At 42.5% G+C, this 21,088-nt stretch carries 21 protein-coding genes and 1 other annotated feature; of the genes, 4 read left to right on the top strand and 17 right to left on the bottom strand.

The genetic code is table 11. The annotated features are described in order from the left end of the window. Positions 1 to 11 precede the first annotated feature (11 nt). The 11 genes from ileS to spoIIGA all read right to left on the bottom strand — a co-directional run bounded on the left by ileS (position 12) and on the right by spoIIGA (position 10,114). The gene (gene ileS, locus E0485_RS22175) at positions 12 to 2,780 is read right to left on the bottom strand and encodes an isoleucine--tRNA ligase (protein WP_132420250.1); all 2,769 of its coding nucleotides are present in this window, start codon (positions 2,778 to 2,780) and stop codon (positions 12 to 14) included. Positions 2,781 to 2,837: 57 nt separating this feature from the next. After that, positions 2,838 to 3,092 (bottom strand) — a binding site (T-box leader). 54 nt (positions 3,093 to 3,146) lie between these two features. Continuing rightward, on the bottom strand, positions 3,147 to 3,632 hold the full coding sequence (locus E0485_RS22170) for a DivIVA domain-containing protein (protein ID WP_132420249.1): 486 nt from the start codon (positions 3,630 to 3,632) through the stop codon (positions 3,147 to 3,149). A 223-nt stretch (positions 3,633 to 3,855) separates the two neighbouring features. Next, on the bottom strand, positions 3,856 to 4,641 hold the full coding sequence (locus E0485_RS22165; protein WP_132420248.1) for a YlmH family RNA-binding protein: 786 nt from the start codon (positions 4,639 to 4,641) through the stop codon (positions 3,856 to 3,858). 10 nt (positions 4,642 to 4,651) lie between these two features. Next, positions 4,652 to 4,912: a YggT family protein gene (locus tag E0485_RS22160; RefSeq protein ID WP_235857671.1), complete on the bottom strand. Its 261-nt coding sequence runs from the start codon at positions 4,910 to 4,912 to the stop codon at positions 4,652 to 4,654. A gap of 23 nt (positions 4,913 to 4,935) precedes the next feature. Then, positions 4,936 to 5,409, bottom strand: coding sequence for a cell division protein SepF (locus E0485_RS22155; protein WP_132420247.1), 474 nt, complete (start codon positions 5,407 to 5,409; stop codon positions 4,936 to 4,938). Between the two features lie 19 nt (positions 5,410 to 5,428). Beyond that, the gene (locus E0485_RS22150; RefSeq protein ID WP_132420246.1) at positions 5,429 to 6,103 is read right to left on the bottom strand and encodes a YggS family pyridoxal phosphate-dependent enzyme; all 675 of its coding nucleotides are present in this window, start codon (positions 6,101 to 6,103) and stop codon (positions 5,429 to 5,431) included. 43 nt (positions 6,104 to 6,146) lie between these two features. After that, positions 6,147 to 6,977, bottom strand: coding sequence for a peptidoglycan editing factor PgeF (gene pgeF, locus E0485_RS22145; RefSeq protein WP_132420245.1), 831 nt, complete (start codon positions 6,975 to 6,977; stop codon positions 6,147 to 6,149). 119 nt (positions 6,978 to 7,096) lie between these two features. Then, positions 7,097 to 7,408: a YlmC/YmxH family sporulation protein gene (locus tag E0485_RS22140; protein ID WP_132420244.1), complete on the bottom strand. Its 312-nt coding sequence runs from the start codon at positions 7,406 to 7,408 to the stop codon at positions 7,097 to 7,099. A gap of 88 nt (positions 7,409 to 7,496) precedes the next feature. Beyond that, complete coding sequence (sigG, locus tag E0485_RS22135; protein ID WP_132420243.1) at positions 7,497 to 8,279, bottom strand: RNA polymerase sporulation sigma factor SigG; 783 nt, start codon at positions 8,277 to 8,279, stop codon at positions 7,497 to 7,499. A 141-nt stretch (positions 8,280 to 8,420) separates the two neighbouring features. After that, positions 8,421 to 9,143 carry an RNA polymerase sporulation sigma factor SigE gene (sigE, locus tag E0485_RS22130; protein ID WP_132420242.1) on the bottom strand — a complete coding sequence of 241 codons (723 nt, stop codon included), beginning with the start codon at positions 9,141 to 9,143 and terminating at the stop codon, positions 8,421 to 8,423. 50 nt (positions 9,144 to 9,193) lie between these two features. Beyond that, on the bottom strand, positions 9,194 to 10,114 hold the full coding sequence (gene spoIIGA / locus E0485_RS22125) for a sigma-E processing peptidase SpoIIGA (RefSeq protein WP_132420241.1): 921 nt from the start codon (positions 10,112 to 10,114) through the stop codon (positions 9,194 to 9,196). A 181-nt stretch (positions 10,115 to 10,295) separates the two neighbouring features. Here spoIIGA and E0485_RS22120 point away from each other — a divergent pair, with 181 nt between their 5' ends. From E0485_RS22120 to E0485_RS22105, 4 genes are all read left to right on the top strand, one after another. Next, the gene (locus tag E0485_RS22120) at positions 10,296 to 11,360 is read left to right on the top strand and encodes an ArsR/SmtB family transcription factor (RefSeq protein WP_132420240.1); all 1,065 of its coding nucleotides are present in this window, start codon (positions 10,296 to 10,298) and stop codon (positions 11,358 to 11,360) included. 244 nt (positions 11,361 to 11,604) lie between these two features. Next, entirely contained in the window at positions 11,605 to 12,591 is a 987-nt protein-coding gene (locus E0485_RS22115) for an ABC transporter ATP-binding protein (protein ID WP_132420239.1), read from the top strand. Beyond that, positions 12,588 to 13,367, top strand: a complete 780-nt coding sequence (locus E0485_RS22110; RefSeq protein WP_132420238.1) for an ABC transporter permease — start codon at positions 12,588 to 12,590, stop codon at positions 13,365 to 13,367. The genes E0485_RS22115 and E0485_RS22110 overlap by 4 nt, the downstream gene beginning before the upstream one ends. 1 nt (position 13,368) lies before the next feature. Further along, the gene (locus E0485_RS22105; protein WP_132420237.1) at positions 13,369 to 14,160 is read left to right on the top strand and encodes an ABC transporter permease; all 792 of its coding nucleotides are present in this window, start codon (positions 13,369 to 13,371) and stop codon (positions 14,158 to 14,160) included. Positions 14,161 to 14,255: 95 nt separating this feature from the next. Here the strand turns inward: E0485_RS22105 and ftsZ are convergent, their stop codons facing one another. The 6 genes from ftsZ to E0485_RS22075 all read right to left on the bottom strand — a co-directional run. After that, complete coding sequence (gene ftsZ / locus E0485_RS22100) at positions 14,256 to 15,395, bottom strand: cell division protein FtsZ (RefSeq protein WP_132420236.1); 1,140 nt, start codon at positions 15,393 to 15,395, stop codon at positions 14,256 to 14,258. A 116-nt stretch (positions 15,396 to 15,511) separates the two neighbouring features. Further along, positions 15,512 to 16,756, bottom strand: a complete 1,245-nt coding sequence (ftsA, locus tag E0485_RS22095) for a cell division protein FtsA (protein ID WP_132420235.1) — start codon at positions 16,754 to 16,756, stop codon at positions 15,512 to 15,514. Positions 16,757 to 17,263: 507 nt separating this feature from the next. Next, positions 17,264 to 18,052, bottom strand: coding sequence for a cell division protein FtsQ/DivIB (locus E0485_RS22090; RefSeq protein WP_165921263.1), 789 nt, complete (start codon positions 18,050 to 18,052; stop codon positions 17,264 to 17,266). Positions 18,053 to 18,155: 103 nt separating this feature from the next. Continuing rightward, on the bottom strand, positions 18,156 to 19,424 hold the full coding sequence (gene murA, locus E0485_RS22085) for a UDP-N-acetylglucosamine 1-carboxyvinyltransferase (protein WP_132420233.1): 1,269 nt from the start codon (positions 19,422 to 19,424) through the stop codon (positions 18,156 to 18,158). A 15-nt stretch (positions 19,425 to 19,439) separates the two neighbouring features. Continuing rightward, positions 19,440 to 20,345 (bottom strand): UDP-N-acetylmuramate dehydrogenase, encoded by a 906-nt coding sequence (gene murB, locus E0485_RS22080; protein WP_132420232.1) that lies wholly within the window; start codon positions 20,343 to 20,345, stop codon positions 19,440 to 19,442. Positions 20,346 to 20,574: 229 nt separating this feature from the next. Further along, positions 20,575 to 21,088 (bottom strand): UDP-N-acetylglucosamine--N-acetylmuramyl-(pentapeptide) pyrophosphoryl-undecaprenol N-acetylglucosamine transferase (locus E0485_RS22075; protein ID WP_268957623.1); only part of this gene is annotated, 514 nt, incomplete at its 5' end.

Below are 21,088 nucleotides of genomic sequence, written 5' to 3'. Positions count from 1 at the left end.
TCTCTTGTTCCCTATTCCTGATAGTTATGTGCAATGACTTCCGAGCATCTTGCACAAAGCGTTGGATATTGTTCATTTTGTCCAACTTCAGGAGTTACTATCCAGCAGCGTTCGCATTTATCGCCTTTGGCAATTTTAACCTCAACTGCGATGCCAGGAGACTTCCATGCACTCTCAGGTACAGCGTCACCAGCCGCGTGAACATGAACTTTGGATACAATAAACAGGAGATCAAGTCGATCCATTTGTGATAACAATTCAGCATTCTTGGCATCTGGATATAGACACACGGATGCTTGCAGCGAATCCCCTATCACTTTCGTTTTACGCGCTTCTTCCAATGCTTTAAGCACTTCGTCACGTACCTCTAAGAACTGATCCCACTTCTCTTCAAGCTGTTTATCGTAAAGCGCAGTTTCCGGCTTCGGCATTTCACTTAATTGTACACTAAGTAGCTCGATACCAGGAATGTATTTCCATACTTCATCTGCTGTATGTGGCAGAATTGGAGCAATTAGACGCGTGATCATATAAAGTACATCGTATAGAACAGTTTGTGCTGCTTTACGGGACGCATCATTCGTACCTTCAGCATATAAACAATCTTTACGTACGTTCATATAAAGTGAGCTCATCTCAATTGCACAGAAACGATGAATTTCTTGATAAACGACGTGGAATTCATAATTCTCATACGCACGAAGAACTTTCTCCGTCATTTTATGCAATCGGATCGTCGTGTAGCGCTCAAGTTCATTCATTTGTTCAAAAGGAACTCTGTCCGTCTCCGCATTGAATCCAGTTAAGTTACCTAACAAGAAGCGTAGCGTATTACGGATTTTACGATAACCTTCACTAATCTGATTCAAGATATTATCTGAGATCCGAACATCTGACTGATAGTCTACTGAGGATACCCATAATCGTAAAATATCAGCACCTAAATTGCCGCATACCTTAATCGGGTCAACCGTATTACCGATTGACTTGGACATTTTATTGCCTTCTCCATCGAGTGTGAAGCCATGTGACAGAACCGCTTTATAAGGAGCTGAGCCTTCTACAGCTACACCTGTAATTAACGATGAATTAAACCAACCACGGTATTGGTCAGAACCTTCCAGATATAAATCTGCAGGCCATTGCAATTCTGGGTGAGCCTTCAGTACGCCATAATGCGAGGAACCAGAATCGAACCAAACGTCCATAATATCCGTTTCCTTGCGGAACTCGTCGTGACCACATTCCGAGCACACTGTTCCTTCTGGCAATAAATCCTTCTCATTACGGATGAACCAAGCGTTAGAGCCCTCTTCAGCAAACAAGTTAGCAGTATGCTCAATCGTTGCTTCATTAACGAGCGGGTGATTACATTTTCTGCAATACACAATTGGAATCGGTACACCCCATACACGTTGTCTTGAAATACACCAATCTCCACGGTCGGCAATCATGTTGTGTAGACGCGTTTCGCCCCATTCAGGTGTCCACTTGACTTCCTTGATTTGCTCAAGCATTTGGCCGCGGAACTTATCAATGGAAGCAAACCATTGTTCAGTTGCACGATAAATAACAGGCTTCTTCGTTCTCCAGTCATGCGGATATTGGTGCTGCATTTGTGAAAGAGCAAGCAAGTGCCCCGACTCAGTCAATGCTTCAATAATTTGTTTATTCGCTTTCTCGTAGAACACACCTTCAAATCCAGGTGCTTCACTTGTCATATGACCTTGGTCATCAACAGGACATAATACGCCTAATTTATAGCGCTGCCCGATCACAAAGTCATCTTCACCATGACCAGGTGCAGTATGAACACAACCCGTACCTGCATCAAGCGTTACATGCTCACCAGTCATCACTAGCGAATCACGATCATAGAACGGGTGTTTACAAGTGATATACTCCAGCTCCGCTCCCTTAACCTTCGATAAGACTGTCACGTCTTCCCAATTCAATTGTTTCGTCACAGCGGCTAATAAGCCTTCTGCTACAACAAATTTCTTAGCTCCGACCTGAGCAACCACATAGTCAAATTCAGGGTGTACCGAGATGCCTAAGTTAGCTGGCAATGTCCAAGGTGTCGTTGTCCAGATAATAATTGCAGCATCTTCTGGAAGCTTGCCTTTACCATCGCGTACATCAAACGCAACATAAATAGATGAGGATGTTTTCTCACGATATTCGATTTCAGCTTCTGCAAGCGCACTTTCAGATGAAGGTGACCAATATACAGGCTTAAGACCTTTGTAAATGTATCCTTTGCGTACCATTTCACCAAATACGCGCACTTGCTGTGCTTCGTACTCTGGTAGAAGGGTGATATAAGGATTCTCCCAATCTCCACGAACACTAAGACGCTGGAATTGCTCCTTCTGCTTGGCAATCCAATCTAGTGCATACGCTTTGCAATATTCACGGAATTCAGCAACACTCATTTGCTTGCGATCCACTTTGCCTGAATTCGCAATCGCTTGTTCAATTGGCAAACCATGCGTATCCCAGCCTGGAATATACGGTGCATCATAACCCATCATGGATTTATAGCGAACGATAAAATCCTTCAAAATTTTGTTCATCGCATGACCGATATGAATGTTCCCATTCGCATATGGAGGACCATCATGCAAGATGTATTTAGGTTTGCCTTTACGACTTTCCTGTACAAGCTTATAAATGTCGATTTCATCCCACCATGCTTGCATTTTGGGCTCAGCCTGCGGCAAATTACCACGCATCGGGAAATCTGTTACAGGCAGGTTCAGTGTTTTACCATACTCCATTACTCGTCCACTCCTTAATCAATAAGCTTTTACAAAAACAAAAAAACTTCTACATCCCAAAGGGACGAGAAGTTAGCTCGCGGTACCACCCTAGTTAAAAAACGATAAAGCTTTGCAGTCCTTGATCAGAACAGCAGCTAAATTTCGTTTCCACCTCATAATTGATAACGGAATTACCCGATTCTCCCTACTGTACGTTTCAAGAGATGCTCCTGGAGGATTTTCATCTGAGGCAAAGGTTAGGCTCACACCAATATCCTAACTCGCTGACATTGCTTGATACAGAATACTCGTTCCAGTCAACGCTTTGTGAGAAGTTCAACTAAACAGGAGTATAACGAATTACACATGCATAGTCAATAAAGACTAGATTTCCTCACGTGTTGCTGCAGCTTCTTCAAAAGAATTCCAGCTTTCGCTTCCGATAATCTCCATCTGAGCTTCTAGCAGCGTACGGAATCTCATACGGAAGATGGATGCTTGCTTCTTCAGTTCCTCCGTCTCAACTGCAACCTTACGTGATTTAGCTAAAGCATCATTAATGATACGATCAGCGTTCTTCTCGGCTTCTTTAATGATAAGCTGCGCTTCCTTCTTCGAATTGTTTTTTACTTCATCCGCTGCTTCTTGAGCGACAATAATGGTTTTGCTTAACGTCTCTTCAATGTTAGCAAAATGTCCAAGACGCTCTTCTACTGAGATGAGCTGCGTCTGCAATTCTTTATTTTCTCGAATTAGTGTTTCATAATCCTTAATAACCTGATCCAGAAATTCATTAACTTCATCTTCATCATAGCCTCTAAAGGATCTTGCAAATTCTTTATTATGAATATCTAATGGTGTTAACGACATCGGTGCACCTCCTGCATAATAAAACTCCCAAATTAACTATTCCGAGAAGAAACGGTTTCACCGTCTAAAAGGACGGATGCGTTTCTTAAGGTATTACTCAGAATTTCATGACACGCATGTTATAAATTCTGTAATACATTTAGAAGAAACAGTATAATATCTATCGGTTAAAAATTCGACAGAAATGAATAAAATCCTTTTATATAACCAGAATTAAAATAAATTAAGACGAATACTTCCCTATTGTCACGCGAATTCTTCCTTTTTTCGTCAATCCCTCTACTTCTAGCAGCTTGAATCGACCAAATCCTTGCATGGATACGACATCCCCAGCTTTGAGCTCCTTGCTTGGACTTAGCTCTGGCTTCCAATTAACACGGCAACGACCTGCTTGAATCGGAATAAGTGCTTTCGCTCTTGATAAGCGAAAAGCATCGCCAACGATACCATCCAGACGAAGTGAAGCGACAGTAAAGCTGGACTCTTCCAGCTTAGGACTAACACATTGAAGCATAGATAGCGGCAAGACTTCCGTCTGCACATGTGCTCTATGTACCTGTGATAATTGCAGATGCATGTAATTGATAGCCTCAGATGCAATGAGAACATGGCAGGTCGAATCACCAACGTGAATATCGCCTACCTTATCTCTCTTCATGCCAAGACCAAGTAATGCTCCTAAGAAATCACCATGCGCAAGGCTATCAAATTTACTGTCAGCTGATGTAATCGACAGAACTTCAATTCCGATGTCTTCATCGTCCAAATAGGCATAATCAGGAGCAATGATCGCCCGTTTACGTTCTGCTTCTGCATAGCCTCCATCAAATCGGCACTGAACATCAGGCTCTCGATTAACAAGCGTCGTTAGAATGAAGGCTTGTCTTGGATCGAGAAAATCCGTTTTTTTGACTGCGTGACCATAAGCAGCTTGCGCGACTAAATCTGCCGCACGATCAACAAAATGCCGCTCATCCGGATGGAAATGATTGTAGATATCGTTATTCACAGGGTCCCACCTAGAAGTACGAAAGCACTTGTACGACACCGATTCTGATAAACCTAAGTGCTACAAACGCAACAATTGGAGATATATCAATCATCCCTAGAGGGGGAATGATTTTGCGGAAAATCGATAAATAGGGTTCAACCAATTTACCTAATAATTCACCGATATAACTATCCCTTGCATTAGGTACCCATGACATTAAGACATAGGCAATAATCAGATAGTTGTAAATGTCTAACAGAAGCAAGACTACTTGTTCAATTAATCCCACATACTCACCTCAAATTTATGTCTTTAGTTTTGCAAATCACTCATGATCTCTGAGATTGAGCCTTGAATTTCCATAGAATCAGGTGTACACAGATAAATACTTGGCCCAAGCTTGGAAATTGAACCATTCAAAGCATACACAGTCCCACTCAAAAAGTCCACAATGCGAATAGCAACTTCAGGACGAATCCGCTGCATATTGACTACAACCGCACGTCTTGAGCGCAAATGATCCGCTAATTCCTGCGCATCATCGAATGAACGCGGTTCGAATAAGATTACTCTTGAATTCTTCTGTGAATGAATAGAAACCACATTGTTTTTATTCTTAGTAGTACGTGGTTCAAATTGCTGGGTTTCATATTCTTCCTCAATTAATTGATCAGCTCTAGCTTGAAATTGGTTTTGTTGTACAGGTCGTTTAGTCTCTTGTTCCACAAACTCCTCTTCTTCTTCCTGTAGTCCCAAATAATTCATTACCTTTTTGAAAACGCCCATAAATTAATCTCTCCCTTGCCTATAATATAGCGCTGCCTACTCGTATCCAAGTTGCTCCTTCCTCAATCGCCACTTCATAATCGCCAGACATCCCCATAGAAAGGTGCAGGACTTCATAATTTAATATGCCCGAATCATTCAGTTCATCACGCAATCTCCGAAGCTCTCGAAACACAGGACGCGTTGCTTCTGCATCTGTCTCAAGCGGTGCCATTGTCATAAGACCAACAATTTGGAGATGAGGCAATTGACTTACATGACGAGCAAGTTCAAACAATTGCTCTGGATCTAGTCCGTATTTAGATTCCTCGCCAGCCACGTTTAATTGAATAAAGCATTGCTGTGTAATATCTAGAGCTGCTGCTTTCTTCTCAATTTCGTCCGCTAATGCGACTCGATCTAATGAATGAATGTATGTAAACTTTCCAATGACATCTTTCACTTTGTTCGTCTGTAAATGCCCGATAAAATGCCATGTTCCCCTGTTGTGTAATTGCTCCCATTTCTCTTTGGCATTCTGCCACCGATTCTCACCGATATGCAAAAGTCCATGATCCATCACAGCTCTTGTTTCCTCTACTCCTACATACTTCGTAACTGCAATAAGTTGAACATCATCCATCTTGCGGCCCGATCTTATGCAAGCAGCATTCATTCGTTCTTTCACTTGATTAATTCGATTCTGTAAATCCATTCTTGCAACTCCTCAATCAGACTGACTTCATCCTGTTGATTCGTCATCCTCTAATAGCGAGCCAGGCGATCATTCTACCTGTTGTACCACCTTCAGCACGATATGAATAGAAATCATCCTTATGGCAGCTGGTACATAACTTAGATATTTCGATATTGGATGACAGAATTCCTGCTTTTATCATAAACAAGCGGTTAATTTCTTGCAAATTCATCATATATTTATCTGGATTTCTCGAAGGCCGAACAACAGGTGAAATATGAACTGCCATCTTATCCACAACTTCTTGATTCACTTCATAGCAGCATTCGCCTATAGATGGCCCGATTGCTGCCTTTATATCTGATGGGTCGCAGCCGTAATGTTCAACCATCTTATTGATGGTAGTTCCGACAATATTCTGCGCAGTCCCTTTCCATCCAGCATGGGATACGGCAATCACTTGACGAATTGGATCGATAAAATATAATGGCACACAGTCTGCATACATCAAGCATAAACACGTATCAGGTTCAGCCGTAATTAAAGCATCTACGTTACGTATGGAATCGTCTTTATCCGTTCTGCCCTTTCCTCGCTCAACGGATGATACCATGGAAACTTCATTACCATGCACTTGCTCAGCAAATGTACATGCTTCAAAAGGCAACCCTATCGCGGCTGCAAGCGCCGATCGATTCGCAACAACATCCTCTGCAGCATCGCCAACATGCAATCCTAAATTTAGTGAATCATAAGGTGCTTTACTGATACCGCCGTGTCTTGAAGTCATACCAGCTGTAAGAAATGGAAATTGCTGAATCCATGCTTGAAGCTGGAACAAGGCTATATGATTGGATTGTTCCGTTCTAACAAATGGTTCTGCCTGTCTCATGCTTGTCCTCCATTTCCTAGATGCTTAACTGCAACTATTTTAACATATACAGTGTAACACAAAAAAGCACACGAGAGAGCAGTAGAATAGTCCTGCTCTTAAGGTGCTTTATACCATGCTTATCGATATTGCTTCTTGTTATCGTAATCATAACTAGAAGAAACTGAATCAGACTCTTCATTCGAACGGTTTAGTCTGCCCTCATCTAGTTTGACCAGAACGACATCGAGTCCAATTTTCACAATATTCTTCCATGGAATAATGACGTCTGCACTACTGCCGAACAAGCCAAAAAACTTTCCTTGCGTAGGCACAATAATGGCATCGATTCTCCCAAGTCTTAGATCAAGTTCCAAATCGCTGACCTGACCCAGCTTCTTACCATCAATGATATTAATGACATCCTTCGTTTGAAAATCTGATATTTTCAAGGCTTTCACCACATATCCTAGAGATTTGGAAAGCTTTTCTCTTCTCTATTAGTATATGTGGAAATTAGGCAAAATGCCTTAATATTTGTTAGGTCTTCACATGCTTTTGCATTTGCGAGATCGCTGACTTCTCTAATCTGGATACTTGCGCCTGAGAAATTCCAATTTCATCGGCAACTTCCATTTGCGTTTTGCCATCAAAGAACCGCATCGATAAAATCAACTTTTCACGATCTCCAAGCTTATGCAAAGCTTCTCTGAGTGCAATCCCCTCAATCCAAGACATATCCTTATTTCGTTCATCCGATATTTGATCCATCACATAGATGGGATCACCACCGTCATGATAAATCGGTTCGAACAAAGATACAGGATCTTGAATCGCGTCAAGCGCAAAAACTACATCCTCTTTTGGTACTCCAAGTGCCTCAGATATTTCATATATCGTTGGTTCACGAGAATTCATGTTCGTGAGCGAATCACGGACCTGCAGTGCTTTATAAGCAATATCGCGAAGAGAGCGGGAAACTCGGATCGGATTATTGTCCCTTAAGTAGCGTCGAATCTCACCGATAATCATCGGGACTGCATACGTCGAGAATTTTACATTCTGGCTTAGATCAAAATTATCGATTGCCTTCATAAGTCCAATACAACCTACCTGAAATAAATCATCAACAAATTCGCCACGGTTATTAAAGCGCTGGATAACGCTAAGCACCAATCTCAGATTACCGTTAACTAATTTCTCCCTTGCACTTCGATCATGTTTCGTTTGTAGGTCGGTGAATAATACGCGCATTTCAGCATTTGTTAGTACAGGCAGCTTGGCCGTATCTACACCGCAGATCTCGACTTTATTACGTGTCACAAGCAACTACCTCCCAAGGAGAAACATTAATGTTAATTATCTCCTAGGAGGTTTTTTTTATGCGCAAATATCTGGCTACTTTTCTTCCTTCATGAACCGTTTGCAAACGCTTACCTTTCTATAAGGCCTGCTTGGATTCGCTTACACCATTTTATTAAATTCTTTTCGCAGCCGCTTAATAATTCTTTTTTCCAGACGCGAAATATAGGATTGCGATATCCCTAGAAGATCAGCAACATCCTTCTGCGTCTTCTCGTCTCCATCCTGCAAACCAAATCGCAGCTCCATAATGACCCGCTCACGCTCTGTCAATTTATCAAGTGCTTTTTGCAATAGCTTGCGATCCACCTGCTCTTCGATATTGCGATAAATCGTATCATTCTCCGTTCCAAGCACATCAGATAGCAGCAGCTCATTGCCATCCCAATCAATATTTAAAGGCTCGTCAAAAGAAACCTCCGTCCGTATTTTGGAATTGCGGCGCAAATACATCAGAATTTCGTTCTCAATACATCTGGACGCATATGTGGCAAGCTTAATTTTCTTCTCCGGGTCAAACGTATTCACGGCTTTAATTAAACCGATTGCTCCGATGGAGACCAGATCTTCAATATTGATGCCCGTGTTCTCAAACTTACGAGCAATATAGACAACAAGACGCAAATTACGCTCAATTAGCATGGCGCGAATGGCAGTATCACCTGTTGGCAGCTTTTCTAGAAGATATTCCTCTTCTTCTTTACTTAGCGGAGGAGGCAATGCTTCACTACCACCTATATAGTAGACTTCATCTCCACGAATACGTAATAAGATCAACAAGCGATAATATCGAATTTGTAACCATAATTTCCATTTAATAAGCATGTTGCACTCCTCCCGAATACATTATTTGCTAAATTCTGGGCATATAATGACTATTCCTCAGCTATCATTGCGGGGTGAATGATAGCTTGATATGTACGATCACGGCTTAACTGTCCACCGTCCAAACCTATCAGAACTTTATGTGCTGTTAATTCACGATTATGATAAGAAACCGTGACCTCGTCAGGTTTAATCGCCAGCATAAAAGTCGTACTTCGATTCACCCCCCTATATGGAACGAATCTCAGTCGATCCTGCCAAGTGTTGACTTCCAGAGCCATATCCGTAATTAACTGATCTCCTTTGGCTGACCGAATATGATGGACCCAATCATCTGGAATAACGCCTTCAAATAAAGCTGCTTCCATAATCATAACTGGCGTGCGTGTTAGTGGATCATACAATTGATTGCCTGTATCAATCATGCCTGTGCAAGTCTTGCGAAATTGTTCAATCTTAACTTCTACCTCTGCTAAATAGGTTGTGATCTGATCCTGTTTCTTTTGACTAGCAAATAATTTGCGAATTAGAATCAACATGATGCAAGAGACAATAACGACGAACGTAATCCCAACCTGAATTGCTGAACCTGATCCTCCAGCATGTGTGTAGAGTATGCCATTTACGACATCGCTTGAATTCTGCAGTAAATATTTAATTCCAAGAATACCGCCTGCAGCGACAAAATTAACGACATAGAAGACTCCAAGATTCAGTAAATAATTACGCAAGCTGACATATCTGAACGCAACAGCAATCATCAGCAACGACAAGCCAATTTTCACTAGAAACGTAAATAAGAAGGATAGCTGAGGGAAAAACAGCATCACGACATAGGAAGCTCCTATGCTTGACGATAATAGCAGTCTCCACCACTGCAGCTTAATCTTGCGAATCTTCCCACAGGTATATAGCATAGCCCCATCCATTAGGAGGTTAAAAAGAAAGATTAAATCTACATATACGATCATCTGTATACCTCCAGCGTGACAGGATCATAGGCTCCCAAACAGATAATCTCAGTATAAGGAATGCGATTTTCAAAGTCTGTCTAAACTTAGGAGTCGTCCATCACTATTTTTGTCGTTATTAGAAGATGCTTGACCAATCACTTGGATTGTGGTTCTATTGACGCGAGGGAGTATAATCCCAATGTACAGAAGTATAAGGAGTGGTCATGTGCCATTGGACTATGGAGAATTAAAGCTTGGAAGTGAGGTCGTTGTTCAGCATTTCTATTCCCCTGTAGTAGAAGGCATCATGCTGACAGCAGCCCTCTTCAAGTCAAAACCTGATCGATTAACACAGGAAGATGCCGATGCCATTCTACAAGGATTATCAAGTGAAGCACTTGCATTCATAGATGAGTGGGCTACCACAACAGGTTTGGAATTTTACCATCCGCTGGAGTTTCTTTTGCTTTATCCAAACTTTTATGATAGCGAGCTTTTCCTGACGCAAATCAAGCAGCTAAGCCATGATCAATATGTATACCAGTTTTGGGCTGGTGCAATCGAACTCAAAATCATTCGGGAACTATTGGAGCAACCAACGAAGCTGTCTACCATGCCCGTACATATTCTATGGGAAAATCCTGAAAAGCTAGCGTACATGATTCAATTCCTGTCTGACATTTCACGATATCGGACCATCATTTCGAATATATTGCAGACAGTGTTTAGTTCCACTCAGCTAGAGCAGCGGATCTTAGCTAGTACAGCGCTTATCGATCCTGCAATTGCAAAGCTGCAAACGGTATCGATGGAACCACTGGCACTAGCTCAGTATGTCATGGGCAAGACGTTTAGACGGATTAGTCCATACAAAGCCTATTACTTCATCCCATCCTATTACATTACACCTGCTAAAGTTCGAATTTTTGATACCGAGATGTGTATCGTCATTTATGGCTGTGCAGTCCCTTTAACAGATACGAGAGATGAGAGCGCTCAATTAGAGCTGGAGCTTAAAGCGTTATCGGATCGGAATCGATTAATGATCCTTCGAATGCTCAGTGGAAAGCGAGAATACGGCGCCAAACTAGCAGAATACCTCGGAATTACGACGGCCACCGTCTCTCATCATCTCGATTTATTAAAAAAAGCCGGCTTTGTCAAAGAAGAGAAAATAGGAACGATTAAATACTTTACTTGCGACCAGGAGCATACAACTCAGGTGTTAGACCGAACCCAGCACTTTCTGATCCGCAAGCCTTAGTCCAGTCTACTAGATGTAGATTGGATTTTTATTTTATTGAATCAATTTCATAACTGATTGAACAAATGTAATTGAAACTATATATAGACCAATTGAACCGTTTGGATCTATATATACTCTTGATTGAAGCAGCTAAAGGTATTATGAAATTGATTCTATTCAAAATTGTTTGACAAAACGAAAAGATGCTCTATAATTAGATAATTATATTATAAGATAGTCATCTAATATTGGAGGTTATACGATGAAGATCCAACCAATCATTGACGTAGTAGATGTCAAACGAACGTACAAAACGACTACAGGTCTATGGAAATCAGCCACAAAAGAAATTGAAGCGTTATCAGGCATCAGCTTTAACGTACAGGAAGGCGAAATCTTCGGACTCTTAGGACCGAACGGCGCTGGCAAAACAACGATGATCAAAATTATGACCACGATGCTGATCCCAACTTCAGGCAAGGTATCGATTCTTGGACTTAACCCTGTAACCGAATACGCTCAGCTTAGACCGCAAATTAATTTTATTCTAGGCGGTGAGCGTAACCTCTATTGGCGATTAACCGCCTATCAGAACTTGGCTTATTTCGCTGATTTGTACCAAATCCCTCGGCAACAGCAAAAGAAGAGAATTGCCGATTTACTAGATCTGGTAGAACTAACGGATGCAGCTCATCAGAAAGTGGAAACCTTCTCGAAAGGAATGAAGCAGCGTCTGCAAATCGCAAGAGGGCTGATTAATGAGCCGAAAATTTTATTCCTAGATGAACCATCGATTGGACTCGATCCTTATAGCGCTAGAAAGCTGCGCGACATTCTACGTCAATTAAAGGAAACTGGAACAACAATTCTATTAACAACCCACTACATGTATGAGGCAGATGAGCTATGCGATCGTATTGCTTTTATCGACAAAGGCAAGCTGGTATCCATTGACAGTCCAAACAATTTGAAAGCAAGTTCGAACCATTTATCCATTATCGAATGTAAGCTTGCAGGACCAGATCCATTGAATCTAGATGCATTGCACAAGCTTTCCTTTATTGAGCATATCCAAGTCGAACGACAGGATTACTTCTCACTCCTTCGCATTCATACCTTATCGCCACAAGCTGCTGTGTCGTCTATTTTTGAAAGCCTGCAAGGCGCAGAAGTTCTAGATTTGGCCATTACCAAACCAACACTTGAGGACGTCTATCTTCAGGTGATCGGAGGAGGTAAGAACGCATGAGGTCGTTTCGCGCTTTTATCCATACCATCAAGGTGCATATGGGCTTATCCATAGCAAGGCCGATGTTCCAATTTGTCATCTGGCTGTCTCCATTTTTCCTGTCAACGCTTGCAATCTTTATTTATGGAGCTTCAGCACCTGATCGCATATTCAACTATGTCGTACTCGGTTCTGGATTCATGGCACTATGGACATCCATCGTATACTCTTCGGCCAGTGACGTAAATCGTGAAAGATATTACGGCACTTTAGAAATCATCTTTGTCTCGCCAACATCGTTTGCCATTACTTTGTTGGGGAAAATTTGCGGCAATACCCTATGGGGCCTTCTCTCTATGCTTTTATCCTGCGTTTATTTGATCGTAATCTTTGGCGTTGATCTGACGATTCAGCATCCGCTTCTCTTTGGCGGTTCGTTTATTCTCGTTCTAGTTGCATTATCCGTGTTCTCTTTCTTTCTATCACTAGCGTTTACCTTATCTAGACAAGCAGAAGCACTCATGAATTTCATTGAATACCCGATCTATCTCATTTGCGGATTTATGTTCCCAGTAACAATCCTGCCTAACTGGGTTCAGCCTCTCTCCTACCTACTACCTCCCACATGGGCGATTGAATTATTGAGACAAGCAGCAACAGAGCAGGTATCAGCAGCCTTTAACACGACACTTTATGCTTTACTGCTCATAACTGTCATCTATTTCATTTTAGGTATGCTTTGTTATCGCGCAGTTCTAAGAAAAGCCAGAGTGATTGGCAAATTGGGGGTGTATTAGAATGAAAGAAGTGTTCATGCGATTTTGGCGGCACAGCTTACTATCCTACAAAGCATTGTTCGGTTGGCTGGACCCGAAAGTCTATTTTCTCGTAATGGTGTTACAGCCACTTAGTCAGCTTCTATTTTTCACTATGCTTGCCAAGTATGTTTACGGTGGAGTCGGACTAGCAGGTTACATGAGTTCCAATGCGCTTCTGTTATGCGTGATGAATACGGTTTTTGGCATCATGTCGGTTATTACTTCTGATCGTTATATGGGCACCCTGCAAATCGTTATGACGACACCTGTCAATAAAATGGGGCTATTCCTCGCAAGATCCGTAGCGCATGTTGCAAATGGCGTCGTAACTGCATTGCTTGGATTCTTATTCGGCATCCTCATGTTCCAAATCGCCATTCCACTAGAGGCAATTCTGCCCCTGCTGCTGATCTGGATCATATCCATCTTCTCTGCCTGTGGACTTGGGCTTATTGTCGGCTGCTTATGTCTTTGGACGCCATCCATGCATCTCATTTCGAATGTGCTTGCAAGCACCTTACTATTGCTGAGTGGAGCGAGTTATCCCAAAACCGCGATGCCAGAGATATTCAGTATATTGGCACAATTTCTACCGTTAACAAGAGGTGTGCAGTTAACGAAGGAAATCTTAAACGAAGGCAAGTATAATCATGTCCTACCTTATCTCGGACAAGAATTGCTGCTTGGATGCGGTTATTTCATCATCAGCCTGCTCTTTATCCGATACGCTGAATATTTAGCACGCGTTAAAGGTACGATGGATTTGAGCTAATTTATGAAACAAATGTTATCAATTCTAGAATGCCAAAAAAGGTGAATGAGGGTAATCCTCATTCACCTTTTAGTTTGTACGCTATGCATCAATGATTAATCAAATGTGCGATTGCGATTGTTGCGCATGAACGCTGGAATGTCTAGTTGATCACTTGAAGGCTGATTGCCTCCAAACGGTTTCAAATTATTCAAACGAGGCTCTTGAGCTTCAGGTTGACTTGATGCCTGAGGCTGAGCTTGGCCCGGACGCCGATTAAGCTGTGGTTGCTTAGGTGCAGGTGTGTCTTCAAATCCAGTTGCAATCACCGTTACCATGATTTCATCCTTCAAATTCTCGTTAATCACAGCACCAAAGATCATGTTCACTTCAAGATCAGAAGCTGAGTGTACGATATCTGCTGCTTCATTTACTTCATACAGGGATAAATTATTGCCACCTGTAATATTCATTAACACGCCTTTTGCACCTTCGATTGAAGTCTCAAGAAGTGGGGAGCAGATCGCTTTCTTCGCTGCTTCTGCTGCACGGTTCTCACCAGTTGCAACACCGATCCCCATTAATGCAGAGCCACGCTCTGTCATAATCGTCTTAACGTCAGCAAAGTCAAGATTGATTAGACCAGGAACTTGGATTAAGTCAGAAATTCCTTGTACACCTTGACGTAATACATTATCCGCTTGACGGAACGCTTCGAGCATTGGGGTCTTCTTATCCACAATCTCTAGCAATCTGTCATTAGGAATTACAATTAACGTATCAACCTTTTCCTTAAGTGCAGCAATTCCTTGCTCTGCATGAAGCTGACGTTTGCGTCCTTCAAATGTAAACGGACGTGTTACAACACCAACCGTCAGCGCTCCACATTCCTTAGCAATCTCTGCAATTACAGGAGCTGCACCCGTACCTGTACCGCCACCCATACCCGCAGTAACGAACACCATGTCCGCACCGCGAAGTGTATTCATTATCAACTCGCGTGACTCTTCAGCAGCTTTCTTACCTACATCAGGATTAGCCCCTGCTCCTAAACCACGAGTAAGTTTATCCCCAATTTGTAATCTGTGTTCTGATTTAGCCGTATGTAAAGCTTGAGCGTCCGTATTCACTGTAATAAACTCGACACCCTGTACACCATTTTCAATCATTCGATTAACGGCATTACTACCGCCACCGCCCACACCAATAACTTTAATCTGTGCGAGTTGATCTAATTCCATATCAAATTCGAACATCAGTGTATTCCCCCTAACATAGCATTCGCTCATCCATCGAAATGTGGATATTAATTTTAGTCAAAAAGTAAGGTGATACTTAGAATTTATGACCGAACACTATAAATTCCATCTCACTAAATAAGCTCCTTAATCCACTCTTTCACTTTATCAAACCAACCTGCTTTTTTCGTACTGGTCGACTGGACTTTAGTAGATTTATTGCCAGACTTGGAAAAGGATGAATTGCGATTCTTCATGTGCCTATGCACATACTGGATAATCCCAACACCATTGGTATAGCTTGGATCACGAACACCAATAAAGTCAGGAGTAGCAATACGAACTGATGAAGGAAGCTCCATCTGAGCAACAGCCAGCATGCCTGGCATGGATACCGTACCACCAGTCAAGACATAACCGCCCGTTAAATGACCATAACCAATACGCTCTACCTCTGCACGAATCAATTGGAAGATCTCTTGCGCGCGAGGCTCGATAATATTAGCTAGGTCAATTTGAGAAAACTCTTTATCCACATTGCTACCAATTCGTGCCACTTTAAATATTTGATCTGCAGCCGAATCTTCGATTAGAGCACATCCGTACTTAAGCTTGATTTTCTCAGCTATTTCCATCTGTGTACGAAGACCGATTGAGATATCACTTGTGACGTATTCCCCACCAATAGGTAGAGTTGAGGTAGCAACTATATTGCCCTCTTCAAACACAGAGATAGTTGAAGCGCCTGCTCCAATATCAACTAATACTGTTCCAATGCTCTTTTCATCCTTAGATAAAGCGAGAAATCCTGATGCAATTGGCATAAGGATGAGGCCCGCAACTTTTAATTCGGATTTTTCAACTACACGAATCAAATTATGTATACTCGTCTTGGCACCTGTAATGATAGTCGAATGAACTTCAAGTCTCACACCAATCATGCCGCGAGGATCTGAAATCCCTTCTTGACCATCTACTACAAATTCCTTGGGTACGACTCCAATAATTTCACGCTCGGGTGGTAAAGCGATGACTTTGGCAGCTTGAATTACACGTTCGATATCTTCATCGCCGATCTCTCTGTCTTCCTTCTGCACAGCCACTACGCCATGAGAACTCTGCAAAGAAATATGACTACCGGTAATACCAACATAAACCTCAGATATTTGGATACCTACCATTCGCTCAGCATGCTCGATCGCATTACGAATTGATTGAATCGTCTGGTCTATATCAACGATGGCTCCTTTACGAATACCTTCAGAATCGGTTGACCCTACCCCTATTATATTAATGGCTCCGTTAGTAACTTCCCCAATAATAGCACGAACTTTGGATGTACCGATGTCCAAACTCACAATGATGTCATTGCCGCTCAAGCCTTGGCACCTCCTGCACTTATACAAGTGAAAATTTTAAAAATAGATCTTTCCTGTTTACATTAACTAATGTATTCAACACTTTTACTACATTCCCTCTTTTTTCAACAATTTTTTTGTTGATTCGAGGCTCAAATCGGTTATATGGATTCCAGAAGTTAGTTTACACATTCCATAATTCCCATTCTATCATTATTTCATAGGAATGAGTAGTATTTCAACTGCAAAATCGGTATTTTCATATAACCATCCACAATCAAACATACAAATCAAATTATACTAAATTTAATGAATCGAAGCATATGAGTCTTAAGACACACTAAGTGAAATTATCCTAGTCATTTGTGGCAAAAAAAAGAATGAAAAGTTTTGTATTGTTTGTTTCCCCTGTATCTAATTGTAAATGCAACTATTTTTTGTTGTCAAATATACGAAGAAACCCAGAGCTCAATACTCTGGGTTAGGATCAATTCATTATGGCTTGTGCATATTCTATGGCGATGAGAATTACCCTTTTGGCTCATCCTTCGCGGCTGTATCGTCTCCTTCAGGATCTGCATTAAGTGCCTGATGACTGTCAACCTCAAGCAAGGTCAATACGCCATTGTTGATATCGTTCTCTTTGAGGTTCTCAATATAGGCTGAAAGATATAAAATTTTATCGGGCAAATACTCAATCGTCGTAATCACTTCAAAGCCGCTCCGTGTGTATAGCTTAATCCGATCGCTGTAAGACTCTGAAGGGAATGGCCTGATCTCGGATATTTCATCGAACAAATCCTGTGAAATAGTTGCCATCGTTTTGGCAAGCGCCGCTTTATTCGGATCAGAAGCAGACCAACCTGACAGTATCGGTTTATCGATCATGACGGATAACCCCTGCACAGGATAGGTTGAGCCATCAGCCAGAACATATTGCTGTCGCCCATCCTCTGACACTTCAAACGCAACCTTCGGTTGTTCATGTACGACTATTTTCAGTTTGCCTGGAAAAGACTTGGTTACTTCAGAAGAAAGAATCATTTTCATATGATTCACCTTGTCCATTACATCAGCAGTCGAAACGCCAAAAAACTGATCTCCAATCAAAACCTCAGAGGTTTGTTCAATTTGTTCTGAGGTGACAAGCTTGTTGCCTGCTACTTCAATCTGCGTGATCCGACTAAAGGAAGATCGGAAGAAAAGTACAATGAGTACCGCTACAAAAAAAATAAACAAAAAGAATACGAGCTTACGTCCCTTCTTCTTCTTGGGCTTAGGAGCAGGTATTTTGGGTATTCTCAATTGTTCGGGCAAGCAGCGGCACCTCCACTTAGCTATGTGAAATTTCCTACTAAATTCTTAAATCCCTTCCTGCTAGAGCAGAAAGGGATTATGATAGAACATGATGATCATTCGCTTATTCACTAGGAACAGGGATATCTCGATGAATGGAAGCACCAAGCTTAGATAGCATAACTTCTATATGATCGTATCCGCGATCAATATGATGGATATTTTCCACAATTGTCGTGCCATGTGCAGCTAAGCCAGCTATTACAAGTGCTGCACCAGCTCTTAAATCCGTCGCTTCTACTGTCGCCCCATAGAGTCTAGGAACACCTCGAATAATTGCCGAATTCAAGTCTACACGAATGTCTGCACCCATTCTACACAGCTCATCTACGTGCTTGAATCTTCCCTCAAAGATCGTCTCCTTGATTATACTAAGTCCATCTGCTAGCGATAGCAGAACCATTACCTGTGATTGCAAATCAGTAGGAAAGGCTGGATGCGGCGCAGTGACGATTCGTTCAATCGACTTTGGTCTCGTCAAACAACTTACATGTATTATATCATCAGATACTTGAATTTGCACACCTGCTCGCTTCAGCACGTGAATAAGCGATGTAAGATGCGTAGGATGTGCGCCTTCAATCGTTATGGCCCCGCGAGTAGCTGCAGCAGCGACCATACACGTACCCGCGACAATCCGATCTGGGATAATGCGATAATTGCTAGGTTTTAATTTTTTGACGCCATGAATCGTTATGGTGTCCGTTCCTGCTCCGATTATGTCAGCACCCATGCTGTTAAGGAAGTTTTGCAAGTCTTGAATTTCTGGTTCTCTTGCAGCTCCAATTAATGTCGTGACGCCTTCGGCCATCGTAGCTGCCATCATGATATTTTCTGTAGCCCCAACACTAGGAAAATCCAGATAAATCTCAGCTCCGCGCATACCATCCGTATAACAGTTAATCGTACTGCCGCATTCTTTAATCGTTACGCCTAAAGCTTCAAGTCCTTTGAGATGCAAATCAATTTTCCGTTCACCAATTGCGCAGCCTCCAGGCTGATACAATTGTACAGTCCCAAATCTAGCCAGCAGCGGCCCCATTAGGAAAATGGAGGACCTCATCTGCCGCATCAATTGTTCAGGAACATGTGTCGTATGGATCGTAGATGTATCAATCGTAATCATGTTGCCAAATTGTTCGGATGAACACCCGATTTGGCCCAGAATTTGAAGCATGACCCCAATGTCGAGCAGTTCGGGAACATTGTGTATCGTATGTGTTCCTTCCGCCATGATGCTAGCTGCAAGGATAGGCAGCGCGGCGTTCTTAGCGCCATGGATACGGATGGCTCCCGATAGAGGTCTCCCGCCTTCGATAACCAACTTCTCCAATTTTTCACCTCCGATTTACCGCTCCCCTAAAACCAGAACCTCTGGCACAAGAACAATGCCATTTGACTCCAAGATAATATCTTGTATCTTCTTTATGAGGGCGAGCACATCTTCAGCTGTTGCATTCCCGATATTCACGATAAAGTTAGCATGCATCGTAGATACTTCTGCGCCACCTACTCGCAATCCTTTAAGACCAGCCTCTTCAATTAGCTTAGCTGCAAAGGTACCTTCGGGATTACGAAAAACAGATCCACATGAAGCCATTTTGAGCGGCTGTGTGCGCAATCGTCGATCTTTATTCGCTGCCATGGAAGCAGTAATTTCCTCACGATTGCCAGGTGCCAGTTGAAAAATAGCATCAAGTACGATACCAGACTCCTGCTGAAGGAGCGAATGCCGATATGCGTATTGTAAATCGTTGTTCTGCATGGTGATGACTTCACCTGTGTTCAAGAGCACTTCAGCCTGTTTGAGTATTCGTGACACATCAGAGCCTAGAGCCCCCGCATTCATGTAAACGGCTCCTCCAACCGATCCTGGGATTCCTCCCGCGAATTCAAGTCCCGTTAATCCTTTCTTACCAGCCTGAACTGCCAGCTTCACAAAAGAATACGCGCCGCCAGCCGTAACTTCCGTCCCGTCAAAATGAATCTCGTCGAACGTGCCCCCGAGCTTAATCGTTACGCCGCGAATACCCTTATCACTCACTAGCATATTCGAGCCTCTACCAAGCACGATCCATGGAATCTCATGCTTATGCAGCACACGAACAGCTTGAATGAGCTGCTCCTTATTCTGCGGAATAATCATAATATCGGCGGGGCCGCCGATTTTCCATGTGGTATGGTTTGACATCATTTCGTCAAATCGGATCTCAAGATTAGAGATGGCTTGTAATTCAGCAATGAACGAGTGCATGGAAAAAACCTCCTTTACAGATCACAAGGGGAGTTATTCGTTAATCAGAGCAGATAAGCTTCCCTACATCTGTTTGATTAACTCAAGAAGAAAAAGTTTCACTGTGCTTAAGCAGGAATACCAGTTCCTCTTGCCCGGCTTCAATGTCTGTCACGGTTATAGTGTAGTTTATGTGAAATCAGATAGAGTGTGACAAATGCCTATAAAAGGCGCATGAAGAAGTCACGTTTTATTTATTCAATATCGCTTTAATCTCATTAACAACAAGCGCTGCCGAATCTGGCTGCCCTAGCTTTCGTGAGCTATTTGACATGCTCTCCCATCGCATAGGAGCATCCATAATTTTCTGGATCGCAGCAAATAAGCTCTCCGCATTTAGCTCTTTCTCCAGCAGCATATCTGCTGCGCCTTCATCCTTCAACCTACGTGCATTATGCTCTTGATGATTATTCGTCACATAAGGTGATGGAATCAGAATCGATGGAATGCCGAGAGCGGTAATTTCCGCAATGAAGGATGCTCCTGCTCGCGAGACGATTAGCTTCGTCGCCGCGAGCACCTCCGGCATGTTGTGCACATATGGCACAACATGCAAATTCGTGCGCTCCTCGCTTGGGAGCGCTTCGATTGCGCTAACGGTCGCCTCGTAGTACGGGGCGCCCGTGATGAACAGAAACTGCAGCTGCGGCAGTTTCTGCACTTGCCTCGCGAGGCCTTGCATCGCCTCGCTAAGCGCCTTCGCT

It is taken from the genome of Paenibacillus albiflavus (genome assembly GCF_004344915.1).
Classification (GTDB): Bacteria; Bacillota; Bacilli; order Paenibacillales; family NBRC-103111; genus Paenibacillus_AM; species Paenibacillus_AM albiflavus.
This window is presented reverse-complemented; position numbering and strand designations above follow the sequence as displayed.